This window comes from Bifidobacterium sp. UTBIF-68, from assembly GCF_006408855.1.
GTDB lineage: Bacteria > Actinomycetota > Actinomycetes > Actinomycetales > Bifidobacteriaceae > Bifidobacterium > Bifidobacterium reuteri.
Map to the genome: position 1 here is coordinate 1 of NZ_JFAN01000015.1, position 13074 is coordinate 13074.

Genomic DNA, 13074 nt, shown 5'->3' on the forward strand with positions numbered 1-13074 from the left:
TTTTATTATGTGATTACCTGTGTTTGCAACGGAGGACACTATGAGCGAACAGTACGATATCGCTATCATCGGCGCGGGACCGGGAGGCTATTCCACAGCATTGCGAGCCGCTGAACTTGGCAAGAAGGTGGCTCTGATCGAACGGGACGCCACCGTCGGCGGCACCTGCCTCAACCGGGGATGCATACCATCCAAAGCGCTGATCACGGCCACACATACCATCGATACCGTGCATCGCGCAGCCGAGCTCGGCGTTCAAGCCACGGTCGACGGCATCGACTTCGGCAAACTGCACGATTACAGGCGGCATATCGTCGACACGATGGTGCAGGGGCTGTCGGGATTGCTGGCGCATAGAGGCATCACCGTATACCGTGGATTCGCTACGTTCTCTGCGGACGAGACCGACGCCGGCGGGCGGCATATCGTGCATATCGCTCCGGCCCCGCAACAGAACGAGGTCATCGTCTACCATAAAGCCAATGTCCCGAAGCCTGCCGGTACGGCACTGGACCTGAGCGTGACCGACATCGTGATCGCCACCGGCGCACGCCCGCGCCCCCTGCCCGGCAACCCGTTTGGCGGGGCGCTGATCGATTCCACGCAGGCATTGGAAGCCAACGAGTTCCCCTCGTCTGCGGTCATCATCGGCGCCGGCGCGGTGGCTTTGGAGTTCGCCTCCATGTGGAATGCCGCCGGATCAGACATCACTTTGCTCATCCGCAAGGATCGCGTGCTGTCAGCATGGGACCGTCGCGCCGGAGTGACGCTCACCCGCGAACTCAAGCGTCATGGCATCAAGGTCATCACCCATTCCGCCGTGACCCATGTGGACGTCGGCGTGAACCTCGGCGCCACAGTGCATTACACCATCCAAGGAGAAGACGGCGAGCACAGCGTTTGGGGCGAAGTCGCGCTGGCGGCCATCGGACGCGACCCCATCACCGATGCCTCGTGGGGCGTCGCCCTCACCGATGCCGGACTTGTCTCCACCGACGCATTCGGCCATACCGATAAACCCGGCATCTGGGCGGTGGGAGATGTCACCGAAGGCCATGCCCTGGCGCATCGCGCATTCGAACAGGGACTGGTCATCGCTGAGACGATCGCGGGACGACATGTCAAGCCGGTGGAGGAGGACACCATACCCCAGGTGGTGTTCTCCTCACCGGAAGCCGCCTGTGTGGGACTGACCCTGGACGAGGCGCAGGCCCGGGAGGATCTTGTGGAGGTCAAGGAAACCGCCTATCCCATGCTCTCGAACGCCCGCATGCTGATGCGGGGCACGGCGGGATCGATGACCATCGTCTCAGGATGCGACCAGTCGGTGCCGGATGTGCCCCGCATCCTGGGCGTGCATATTGTGTCTCCACTGGCCTCGGACCTCATCGCGGAGGCAGAACAGCTTGTCGGCAACCATATTCCGTTGAGCGAAGCCGCCCGGCTGATCCACCCCCACCCCACGTTCAGCGAGACGCTCGGCGAGGCGCTTCTCAAAGCGGACGGCCGCCCTCTGCACACGCGCTGAAACCGGACCAGCGCACCTGATACAGTTATTTGCCAGTGTGTTCGTTTGCAAAAGCATGCAGTAAAGGAAAAAGTGATGGCGGACAAGGAAGCAAAGCCCAAAAAGCAAAGCACAATCAAGCAGATCATCCAGATCTACAAGTACACGGCGAAGGAAGACAAGGCACTGCCCTGGCTTGAGGCCGGTTCTTTCCTGCTGCCGGTGATCGTGATGGTCATCATCGGATTGATCTTCAAGTGGACATGGCTCACCTGGATCTTCCTGATGATCACCGCAGTGATGCTGGGTCTGCTGCTCGCCACGATGATGCTGACCCGTCGTGCCGACGCCGTGGGATACAAGCAGATCGACGGCAAGCCAGGTGCCGCCATCAGCGTGCTGAGCAACATGAGCAAGGCAGGCTTCGACTTCCCGCAGGAACCGGTGTGGATCGATCCGAAGACCAAGGACGCCATCTGGCGCGGCACGTCGATGAATGGCATCTATCTGATCGGCGAGGGCGATTATGGCCGGGTCATGCGCGCCATGAACCGTCAGGAGCGTGAGATCAAGGGCGTCACCGCCGGCTCCTCCATCCCGGTGTATCGTATCGCCGTGGGCCACGGCCCCAAGCAGGTGCCGCTGGACAAGCTGCGCAACGCCGTGACCAAGGCCAAGACGTATGAGCCCACTGACCACAAGAACCCGCTGATCGCGAAGATCCATCCCCGCCGTCGTTTCCTGCTGACCAAATCCGAGATCGCCACGCTGAACGATCGTCTGCGCACTCTGCAGCTGAAGGCCGGATACGGCGTGCCGAAGGGCATCGACCCTTACCACCCGCAGAAGGTGTCCCGTCGCGCGATGCGCGGACGCTGATCACGGTTCGACCACCAGACGATAACGAGGAAGCCTCCTTGGATCCCATGCCGGATTCAAGGAGGCTTCCTCGTTATTCTTCTTATCGTCATACGAATTCGGAACTGTCCACGTTGCGGACTGTCTCGGCCATTGCACAAGGTCCTTCGTTTCCGATTCGTAATGATGTTTCGTTGGAATACCGCGCTTGAACGTCAATAGGCCATAGTCACGAAACATTCTCGTAACCCAAGTTTCGAGCTCGCGAAACGCACGATTTTACGATGTATATCGTTACGTTTCACACGAAAGGAGCGGTCCCGTGACCGAACTCAAGTCCAAGGAAGACGCCGAGGCCCTTATCAATAAGGAAGGCATCGAGTATGTCTCCGTTCGTTTCACCGATCTGATCGGCGTTCAGCAGCACTTCACCGTACCGGCAAGCGAGTTCCTGAAGGACGCCTTCACCGAAGGCATGCCGTTCGATGGTTCGTCCGTCCAGGGCTTCCAGGCCATCAACGAGTCCGATATGAAGCTGGTTCCGGATATCACGACCGCCTTCGTCGACCCGTTCCGCAAGCACAAGACCCTCGACGTGGCCTTCTCCATCGTCGACCCGCTGACCGACGAGCCTTACTCCCGCGACCCCCGTCAGGTCGCCGGCAAGGCCGAGGCCTACCTCAAGTCCACCGGCATCGCCGACACCGCGTCCTTCGCCCCTGAGGCCGAGTTCTTCATCTTCGACAAGGTGCGCTTCGAGAACTCCATGCAGCGTTCCTTCTACGAGGTCGACTCCATTGAGGCCCCGTGGAACTCCGGCGTGGACACCGAAGAGGACGGCACCCCGAACATCGGCTTCAAGAACCGCGTCAAGCGCGGCTACTTCCCGGTTCCCCCGATCGACCACAGCCAGGACCTGCGCGACGACATGGTCGCCAACCTGCAGAAGGTCGGCCTGATCCTCGAGCGCTCCCACCACGAGGTGGCCGGCGCGGGCCAGCAGGAGATCAACTACCGCTTCAACACCCTACAGCACGCAGGTGACGACCTGATGAAGTACAAGTACGTGGTCCACGAGACCGCAGCCCTGGCCGGCAAGTCCGTGACCTTCATGCCGAAGCCGATCGCAGGCGACAACGGCACCGGCATGCACTGCCACCAGTCCCTGTGGAAGGACGGCAAGCCACTGTTCTACGATGAGAAGGGTTACGCCGGCCTGTCCGATCTGGCCCGCTGGTACATCGGCGGCCTCATCAAGCACTCCTCCTCCGTGCTGGCCTTCACCAACCCGTCCCTGAACTCCTACCACCGTCTGGTTCCGGGCTTCGAGGCTCCGGTCAACCTGGTGTACTCCGCCCGCAACCGTTCCGCCGCCATCCGTATTCCGCTGGCCGGCACCTCCCCGGCTGCCAAGCGTATCGAGTTCCGCGCCCCGGATCCGTCCTGCAACCCGTTCCTGGCCTTCTCCGCCCAGCTGATGGCTGGTCTGGACGGCATCCTGAACCACATCGAGCCTCCGGAGCCGGTCGACAAGGACCTCTACGAGCTGCCTCCGGAAGAGCACGCCGGCATCAAGCAGGTGCCGAGCTCCTTGGCCGAGGCCATGGACGCCCTGGAAGAGGACCACGACTTCCTCACCGCCGGCGACGTGTTCACCGATGACCTCATCGAGACCTGGATTGGCCTCAAGCGCGACGAGATCGATCAGGCCCGCCTGACCCCGACCCCGCTCGAGTACGAGCTCTACTACCACATCTGATTGTTGGCTGCATAGCCTGACAATGAGCTAGTAGCGCAATACGGAAAAGCCCAGCTGCATCATGCGGCTGGGCTTTTCCGTATTGCTGCCCGATGAAGGCATTCGGTACAGGGGAACGCTATAATGCCGCGGTGGAAGAGGGGCGTATATCTCATGTCTGATCAGAAGAACAGTGGAGCGGCGGTCAAGGCCGCACTACTTGCCAATGTCGGTGTCGCCTGTGCCAAGTTCGCGGCGGCGGCGTTCACCGGATCGTCATCCATGTTCTCGGAATCCGTGCACTCGGTGGCAGATTGCGCGAATGAACTGGTGCTGATGGTGGGCGATAAGGCATCCGACCATAAATCCCGTGGCGATCACCCGTTCGGGCTTCACCGCGTGAAGTATCTCGCCAGTTTCATTGTGGCTACGCTGCTGTTCTTCGTCGGCGGCGTGTTCGCGGTCTCTCAGGCGGCGGGCAAACTAGGCGCGCTCATCGAAGGCACAGCGTCCCGTGATGCGAACTCGGTTGAACTCATCGCCGCGCTGGTGGTGGTCGGCGTCTCCGCATGTCTTGAAGGGTATGGTCTGCACACCTCCGTCCATGAGGCTCGCGGGCGTATGAAACGCGTCAAGGTGGAAGATGATTCGCTGATTGGTTTCTGGCGTCGCACCAAGTCCGCCGAATTGGCTTCGGTCATGATGGAGGATACGCTGGCCCTGATTGGTCTGGCATTCGCAGGACTTGGCATCGGACTGTCGATAGTGACCGGCGACGAACTCTATGATGCGATTGGCGGCATGCTCGTCGGTCTGGTGCTGGTCTGCGGTTCGGCTGCGCTGGCGTTCAAATCCGGCTCGCTGCTGGTGGGCGAAAGCCTTGACCCCAGCACGCGAGCAATGGTGGTCAAGGCCGTGGAGGATACCGCCGGCGTCGACCGGCTCATCAACATGCAGGCCATCCACATGGATGAGGATTCCGTGCTGCTATGCCTCAAAGTGGAGACGTCGAAGCTCGACCGTGATTTCGACGTGCAGACCGTCGACAAGATCGAGACCAACATCCGCACGGCGATGCCTTGGTATATCTGGGAAATCTACGTGGAGCCGGACATCTGGCGGGCGCAGCACTAGCGTCTTGCGTCAGAAGTTCGTTGACAAAATGACTACCCCTCAGTCGACTTCGTCGACAGCTCCCCTGACAAGGGGAGCCAGAAATACAGTAATGAGTTTCTGACGCAGAACACAAGCGTTCCTCATGAGGGCTTTGGTGATGAGTCTGACGACCCCCCCTCAGCTACGCATCAGCTGATTGGCCAGCGAACGGAAGGTGGCACCAATGCCGTCAGCGCGCAGTGCGCCATCGGCATCCAACACCGCGGGTCGGCCGGATTCGCCGATTTCACGCACCTCGGGTTCCAGCGGCAGTTGTGCCATCAACGGCACATCGTATCCCAACGCTTCGGTGAGCTGTTCGCTGACCCGTTGACCTCCACCTTCGCCGAAAATGCGCAGCTTCTCGCCGTTGTGCTCGTAGTAGCTCATGTTCTCCACCACGCCGCGTACCTTCATCGGTACCTGCAACGCCACCAAGCCGGAACGCACGGCGATATCGGATGCGGACGGCTGCGGTGTGGTGACCACGACCAGCTCCGCGTTCGGCAGCGCCTGAGCCACGGATATCGCCATGTCACCGGTGCCGGGTGCCAGATCGAGCAACAGCACGTCCGGCTGACCCCACCACACATCAGACAGGAACTGTTCCAGCGAGCGCTGCAGACGCGGGCCTCGCCAGAGGATGGCGCGATCCGCGCCCGCGAACATGCCGATGGAAATGAGTTTGACGCCCCACGCGGTGACCGGCATCAGCATGCCGTTCAGGTTCGTCGGCTGGGTGTGCGCGCCGAACAGCTTTGGCAGCGAGAAACCGTAGATATCGGCATCAATGGCGGCGGTGTCATAGCCCAATGCCGCGAATGTGGCGGCAAGGTTCGCCGTCACCGACGATTTGCCGACGCCTCCCTTGCCCGATGCGATGGCGAAGATGCGAGTCTTGACCCCGGGCTTGCTGAACGGGTTCTGCTTGCGTTCGGCTTTCAGGTCGGCCACCAGATCGTCGAGCTTGTCCCGGCTCATCGAAGAGACCTCGATATGAGGTGTGAGTTTGGCATCCGGATAGGAGGCCACCGCACCGTTGATCTGATTGGTGATGGTCTCTGAGAGCGGACAGCCCTCCACGGTGAGCTCCACATGCACGGTGACGTCGTAGTCGCCTTCCGCATCGTTCGCAGACGGGGTTGCGTCGATGGCCGCAATCATGCCCAAATCGGTGACCGATCGTCCTAATTCCGGGTCGATCACACGGCTAAGACGTTCGTATATCGCTGCTTCGATTGCACGGGTTTCGCTCATCAATCCTCCTTATCGCCGTCCACCAGAGTACCGTGCAATCGGCCGGCATGCTAGGGTCTTGATGTGATACTTTCACGTGGAAAGGAGCAATGATGCCTCTTATCCTGCAGATAGTGCTCAGTGAGGTGATTCTCATCGGCATCGGCGGCTTTCTGTTATGGAAGCCCGAACTTGTCTTCAAGCTTAAGCATTATCTCGATGTCAAAGGCGGGGAGCCGACCGACTTCTACACGGGCAACGTGCGGCTGCTCGGCACGATTACGCTGGCAGCCGCGATCGTGTTCCCGGTGATCATGCTCGCATTGCGCGACTGACAGGCGATGCCTCACCTCGTTCAGCACTGACCTCGCCGGTTTCCAGAAGCTGGGCGAATTGGGCTTCATTCAGCATCGGAATGCCGAGCTCCTCCGCCTTGGCTGCCTTGGAGCCGGCGTTCGCGCCGACCACCACGTAATCCGTCTTCTTGCTCACCGAACCTGCGGCCTTGCCGCCACGCTCAAGAATCGCCTCTTTGGCGGAATCGCGCGAGTAGCCCTCCAAGGAGCCGGTGACCACCACGGTCTTGCCGGCCAGCGTCTGCGGCAACGTGCTTTGTTCTGCGGCAGCCACACCGACACCTGCCGCGGTCCACGCGCGCAAGGTCTCCCCACGCCAGTCACCGGGCTCGCGGGCGGCGGCGAACCAGTTCACCACGGATTCGGCGATTTCCGGTCCCACGCCGTCGATTTGCGTCAGATCGTCCACGCTCGCGGCGGCTATGGCATCCAGCGACCCCAAAGCCGAGGCGATCAGACGTGCGGTGGGCGGGCCGAGTCGGCGAATGGACAGCGCGACCAGCACACGCCACAAATCGGCATGACGGGCCTTGTCCATCTCATCGAGCATCTTGCGGGTGTTCTCGCCCGGTCGAATGTACACCGGCACGTCGGTTTCGCCGGCGCGGGTCCGCTTATGGTCCACGCGTACGATCACGGCGTCGGCGGGTACGTCGTAATCCGGGTAGGCGGTCACCGTGATATCAGCAGCATCCGATTCCCCGCGCGCGGCCAGCTGCTTGGCGGTGAGCTTTTTCGCGGGAGTCGGCGCTGTCCAGAACGCCGGCACCTGATGCCACAGTCCCGAGCCGCCCACGCGTTTGCGGGTTCGCTTCTTCTTGCCGTCGCCGTCAACGGTTTCCCGGACTTCGACAATCGCCGCCTCGCGCCAGACGCGTATGTCCTTGAGATCGTCGGCAGCAAGCGCGAACAGTCCCGCCTCGTTGGACAACACCGGCGTCTGTTCGGTCGGCAGTTCCAATCCTTCCACCGGCTCGTACGGTTCGGGTTCCTCCCCGGGCTTCACGACGATTTCGGTGATGTTCGGCGCATACGTGTCCACGGAACCGGGGCGGTTCTCCTCCGGGTTCGTCAACGCCAAGGCCGACTGCTCTCCCAGATGCTCGATGTCGAAGGCTTTGCGTGACGCCAGGGAGATTACGCGTTCGGTCAGCTGTGCAGGGCAGCTTTCCACATTCGGGCACCGGATGTCCTTGTCGCCTTCCTTGGCCGGAGCCAGTCTGGCCCCGCAGGACGGGCAGTATTCCGGCATCACGAATTCACGCAGCTCCCCTTCGCGGCCCTTGCGCCGCTCCAGCACCGGACCGACCAGCTCGGGGATCACATCGCCGGCCTTGCGCACCACGACGGTGTCGCCGATGAGAATGCCTTTGCGCTTGACTTCATACGCATTGTGCAACGTGGTGCGGGCCACGGTGGAGCCCGCCACGTATACAGGCTTCAGGACGGCGACCGGCGTAACACGGCCTGTACGCCCGACCTGCACGACGATGTCCTTCAGCTCGGTGTTCACCTCTTCAGGCGGATATTTGTAGGCGATGGCCCAACGCGGCGCACGTGATGTGGCACCCAAAGTATGCTGCAAGGCCAGATCATCGACTTTGACGACGATGCCATCGAGCGCATGCTCGATATCGCCGCGATGCTCGCCGTAGTAGTCGATCATGTCGAGGACCTGCGTAAATGAGGTCACCGAACGATTGTGCGGCGAGACCGGTACGCCCCACTGTTGGTACAGTTCATAGGCCTGCGACTGGTCGGCCACCACGTCATGCGTGCCTCGCGGATGGTCGGGTCCCCAAGTGAGTTGTCCCAAACCATGTGCATAGAAGCTGAGACGCCGTGTGGCCGTGATACGTGGATCCTTCTGGCGCAGGGAACCGGCAGCGGCGTTGCGGGGGTTGGCGAACGGGGCGCGTCCGGCATCCTCCTGCTCGCTGTTGAGCGTGTGGAAGTCATCCCAACGCATGAACACCTCGCCACGGATTTCCACGAAGTCCGGGATGTCCTCCTTGGGCCCTCCCAGATTGGCGGGGATGGAGCCGATGGTGCGTACGTTCAGGGTGATGTCCTCGCCGGTCACGCCGTCGCCGCGTGTCAGCCCCTGTTCCAATACGCCGTTGCGGTAGATGAGATTCAGGGCAAGACCGTCGATCTTGACCTCGCAGCTCATCGGCAACGGCTTGCCTTCAGGCCAGTCGAGGTCGCGGATCACCGAATCGTACCAGTCCCTGAGCTCTTCGATGGAGAATACGTCATCGAGGCTCATCATGCGGCTGGGATGACGCACGGAGGCAAAGTCATTGGAGAACGTACCGCCGACGCGATGGGTGGGCGACTGAGGATTGTCCAACGCGGGGAAGCCCGCCTCGAGCCGTTCGAGCGTACGCATGCGAGCATCGTAGGCGGCATCGGAGCTGACCGGCGCATCATCGATGTAATAGGCGATCTGGTCGGCTTCCACCCATGCAGCCACACGCGCCCACAGGCGCGCCGCGGCTTCGGAGCTCAACGTGTTCACATCGAGCCGGTCGAGCCGCATCGCATCGTCATCGGTGGGCTGCAAAGCCGTAATCCATTGCTCCGAGCCAGGCGCGAAACGCGCTGCGCCCTCGTCGGGCTTCACCTCGGCGGTCCCGCCATCATCGAAATCCCATGCCAACTGTTCAGTGCTCATAACCGCCTATCCTAGCCGAGCATGAGGAACCACAGCATTGTCCGCAAAGCAAGCCCGACGAAGCAATCCGAATTGATACGGAGCTTGTGGGTGGTGGGAGGCACCTCCCGACCGTAGGCTTGGCCGAACGGCCTTGAGCGTGTCGGGAAGCGTATTCCGTACCCGTCAGCGGCCAACATGCAGGACATGGGCCGCAATCCAGATACGGGGGATCCGTCAGGTGGTCAGGGAACGCAGGTATTGCGCCTGGATGACGTCGATGTCGCCGTCGCCTCCGGCATTCATGCGAGCCACCGCCACAGACAGTGTCCGCGCCGGCACGAACATGCCTTCATCCACGCAGACACGGGCGGCATCACGCACGATATCCCCTACTTCCACATGCGGCCAGACCGGCAGATCATGCGATGCAAGCACATAGGAGGCCTCATCCACCGATTCGGGCACGTTGATGCATTGCGAATCGGCACGTGCCACAAGCTCCTGCAATTCGCCTTCCAGACTGCTGATGGCACCCGGAGCGATGTGATCGCTGAGGATATAGGCCGCAGCCGCCGTTTCGAAGTGGTCCAGCATCCACTCGCAATAGGCGAAACGGTAGTAGGCGAACGCGGCATCATCGCGGTCCAAGGCCACGCGAAGCGCATTGAGGCAGGCGGCGCGGGCGGAATCCCAATCCTCGCTGCGCGCCAGTTGGATGGCGAGCTTGAGATGGGAAAGCGGATATGCGGGAGCGTAGGCGACCATGCGGTTGAGATGCGGTATGGCGGCTTTGGCGCCCTTGATCTGACTGAGCACGTCGGCCAATTCCATATGCGCATAGAACAGGTTGTCCGGAATCAGCATGGTTCGCTCATCCCGTGTGGCGAACAGCCGGTTGTATACCACGCGCTCGGCATAGGAGTTGAAATACCGCGGCACACCTGCACCGGAGGTGAAGAGCTGATCCATACGGGCCACGGCCGCCTCCGAAGTCTCAATGGCCTGATCAGCCTGACCGGAGAACAGCAGATCCCGGGCGTGAAGACGCGCCTTGTCGAGTTCATCGGCGAGTGTGAACGTCAGATCCGGGGTGTCTCGTCCGTCAATCAGCGCGCTGGTCACCTCGGAGGACCGTCCGGTCAGTTCCGGATCGCATATGCTCTCGATGAGACCCACGGCACGCTGCGCCTTGCTGACGGAATCCAGTTCCCGGTTCTGAGCCAACGCATGGAATTCGTTCACCGCGCGCTGCAGCATGTCCACACGTTGGATCGCCAGACCATCGCTGCTGGCCGCGCCAAGCACCTGGGCCACAGCGGGGTCGAAAACCCGTTCGGTGAGTTCGGGCTCCTCTTGGGAGCCGCGCGGCGAAAAACGTCTGTCGGCAAGGTCGAAATCCGCATTGATGGGCTTCAGGCCGCCTTCACCGTCCACGTCCATCACAGCGCCGAACATGCGATAGGTGTCCTGCGGATGGTCGAGACCATCCGTGTGGAGACGCCGCAGGAACGCGTCGCGGCTCAATGTGACGGTGACCATGTTGCGCACGGTGGGATTCCTGCGCAGGGCGTTCATCGGGTCATCGTCCATATCGGCGTCGTCACCGGCGTTCCCATCATCGTCAGCTCCCAGACCGAAGGACATATCGTCAATCTCGACGCCTCGCATCAGGTCCTCGAACTGGGAGTCGATGGATTGTCCATCGGACTGGTGCTGCCCCTCGTCCTGACCATCAGCGGCATCGCCCTCATGCGCATCATGTCCGAAAGACTCCTCATGGGCGATGGGTCGCGTCGGGTCACCGTGGAAATCACCGTCTTTGGGGTCCGCCTTGGAACCGGAACGACCCAAGTCGCCGCTGCGCAGATGCTCGAATGCGCGCAACGCCTCGCTCATCATCTGTTCGATGGCGCTGTCCTGCTCGGTGATGGCCTCTTCCAATCCGATGGAGTCGATGTGCAACGACACCTGTTTGACCGCCGGGCTGGCTCCAAAGCTCAGTGCCGCCATCATCAGGCCGACGCGCAGATTGTAGGCCACGCTCATCGCGGCACGCTCGGTACTGGACAAGGTGCGCCAGGCATGGCTGATCTCGTCATAACGGCTGTTGGGCATCATCGACGTGCCGGCCGTGGTAAAGCCGATGGCCACCTCGCCTGATTCCAGACATGAGCGGAATTCCACATCAAAGCGGTAGGGCAGGCGAAGCCGACGCAACAGCGTGGCCATTGCCTGGCGATACACCCATTCGCTGGGCTTGCTGGCAGACCCATGTGCGTCCTGTCGACCATCCGAGGCGATTCTGGGATCGGGGAATTGCTCGCGGATCCTCCGGGCGGTGTGGCCGGCGATATCCACCAGCTTGAGCACGGCTTGACGCTCGTCGGCGCCTTCGAACGGATCGAGAGCCATGATCGCAGGATTCTCGATGAGCTTCATATCGATCTGCGCCGCCTCCGCGCGAGTCACCGTATCCTCGGTAAGCGTGCGCCCTAGCGAGGAATTGCGCTCCAACCATGCACTGACGGCGGCGAAACGATTCAGATTGCCTTCGATCTTCAACGCCTTCAATGCCTGTGCGAATGCGAGAGACTTGTCCCAGGTGAAGAAGTAACTGTTCGAATAGCTGGACGTATACAGGTGCAAGGCTTCGGCGCCATGCACGGCTTCAAGCCCCTCAAGCTTGTCCAATGCTCCGGCCTCGCGCATCAGATCGGCGAAGTGGTCCTCCAATCCGGAGGCTCTCATGCCGTGGGCGCGCGCAGCCAGCGTATCACGCACGGAGCGCCGGATGGCGCCAATCGGCGCCTCACGGTTCAGACGGCGGAAGATGTTGCCGGATCCGAAGCCAATCAGCAGTCCGTTGATCTGCGGCAGCATATATGCGGCGAAGAACGCGATGGCCACCGCATCGCGGTATTCGAGATTATGACGCATCTCAGACGGCAGATTGGCTCGCATCTGTTCCAGCGTGTACCGATTATCGGTTTTCAGCCAGGATGCCAGCCAGGTCATGCGTCCGGTATCGTCCCTGCCTATGACGCCGCCCGCCACGGCCTTCACCGGTTTCCCGTTCCTGCGGCGCAGCGCCCGCTCGAGCGCGCGCATACCGTCCATCGCTCCGCGTTGCACGTTCTCATCCAAGCCCAGACGTTCCCCGTCCGGCAGCGTGACGTTCTTCTCCTTGCCGAACATGAACCGCGGTTGCATATCCTGCACATCCATGTCGGGGTCGGAACCCACGAATACACGGCCGTGCGTATCGGCGAACGCCACCTGGGCGAAATGATCACGGTCGGGGAAAATACCCAGTGAGAAGCCCCGTCCTCGCGTGGAAGGCAGCTGCGCCCATCCCAGCACCAGATGTTCCGGCACATTCTCCAAGGCAGGGAACGTGTGGCGCTTGACCACCGGGGAAATCGTGACCGCATGGCGAATCAGCTCATCGATGACGCTGCCTTCACGCTCGCTGTTTTCCCGCAGTGCGTCACCGAATGGATTCGTTCCGGCCTTCTTCGGCTTTGCCAAGCCCAAATCGGCGGCGAACGCATTCATCGAATCCATG

At 61.3% G+C, this 13074-nt stretch carries 8 protein-coding genes; 5 read left to right on the top strand and 3 right to left on the bottom strand.

Going from position 1 to position 13074, the window contains the following annotated elements; genetic code table 11:
- Positions 1-40: 40 nt before the first annotated feature.
- From BW14_RS05050 to BW14_RS05065, 4 genes are all read left to right on the top strand, one after another.
- Positions 41-1528: an NAD(P)/FAD-dependent oxidoreductase gene (locus tag BW14_RS05050; RefSeq protein ID WP_044088610.1), complete on the top strand. Its 1488-nt coding sequence runs from the start codon at positions 41-43 to the stop codon at positions 1526-1528.
- A gap of 75 nt (positions 1529-1603) precedes the next feature.
- Positions 1604-2386, top strand: coding sequence for a DUF4191 domain-containing protein (locus tag BW14_RS05055; protein WP_140489409.1), 783 nt, complete (start codon positions 1604-1606; stop codon positions 2384-2386).
- Between the two features lie 301 nt (positions 2387-2687).
- Positions 2688-4124 (top strand): type I glutamate--ammonia ligase, encoded by a 1437-nt coding sequence (gene glnA / locus BW14_RS05060; protein ID WP_094667715.1) that lies wholly within the window; start codon positions 2688-2690, stop codon positions 4122-4124.
- A gap of 123 nt (positions 4125-4247) precedes the next feature.
- Complete coding sequence (locus BW14_RS05065) at positions 4248-5237, top strand: cation diffusion facilitator family transporter (protein ID WP_140489411.1); 990 nt, start codon at positions 4248-4250, stop codon at positions 5235-5237.
- Between the two features lie 159 nt (positions 5238-5396).
- Here BW14_RS05065 and BW14_RS05070 read toward each other — a convergent pair whose 3' ends face one another.
- A complete protein-coding gene (locus tag BW14_RS05070; protein WP_140489414.1) occupies positions 5397-6515 on the bottom strand; it encodes an Mrp/NBP35 family ATP-binding protein in 1119 nt (372 codons plus the stop codon).
- An 89-nt stretch (positions 6516-6604) separates the two neighbouring features.
- Between BW14_RS05070 and BW14_RS05075 the strand changes: the two genes are divergently transcribed.
- Entirely contained in the window at positions 6605-6829 is a 225-nt protein-coding gene (locus BW14_RS05075) for a DUF6199 family natural product biosynthesis protein (RefSeq protein ID WP_044088617.1), read from the top strand.
- Here the strand turns inward: BW14_RS05075 and ligA are convergent.
- A complete protein-coding gene (ligA, locus tag BW14_RS05080; protein WP_140489417.1) occupies positions 6807-9527 on the bottom strand; it encodes an NAD-dependent DNA ligase LigA in 2721 nt (906 codons plus the stop codon). The two genes, BW14_RS05075 and ligA, sit on opposite strands and share 23 nt — an antisense overlap.
- A 216-nt stretch (positions 9528-9743) precedes the next feature.
- A complete protein-coding gene (locus BW14_RS05085; RefSeq protein ID WP_140489438.1) occupies positions 9744-13064 on the bottom strand; it encodes a tetratricopeptide repeat protein in 3321 nt (1106 codons plus the stop codon).
- Positions 13065-13074: the final 10 nt, after the last annotated feature.

Coding starts and splice junctions, on each gene's coding strand:
- BW14_RS05050 (WP_044088610.1), top strand. CDS start 41: ATGAGCGAACAGTACGATATCGCTATCATCGGCGCGGGACCGGGAGGC.
- BW14_RS05055 (WP_140489409.1), top strand. CDS start 1,604: ATGGCGGACAAGGAAGCAAAGCCCAAAAAGCAAAGCACAATCAAGCAG.
- BW14_RS05065 (WP_140489411.1), top strand. CDS start 4,248: ATGCCGCGGTGGAAGAGGGGCGTATATCTCATGTCTGATCAGAAGAAC.
- BW14_RS05070 (WP_140489414.1), bottom strand. CDS start 6,515: ATGAGCGAAACCCGTGCAATCGAAGCAGCGATATACGAACGTCTTAGC.
- BW14_RS05075 (WP_044088617.1), top strand. CDS start 6,605: ATGATGCCTCTTATCCTGCAGATAGTGCTCAGTGAGGTGATTCTCATC.
- ligA (WP_140489417.1), bottom strand. CDS start 9,527: ATGAGCACTGAACAGTTGGCATGGGATTTCGATGATGGCGGGACCGCC.
- BW14_RS05085 (WP_140489438.1), bottom strand. CDS start 13,064: ATGAATGCGTTCGCCGCCGATTTGGGCTTGGCAAAGCCGAAGAAGGCC.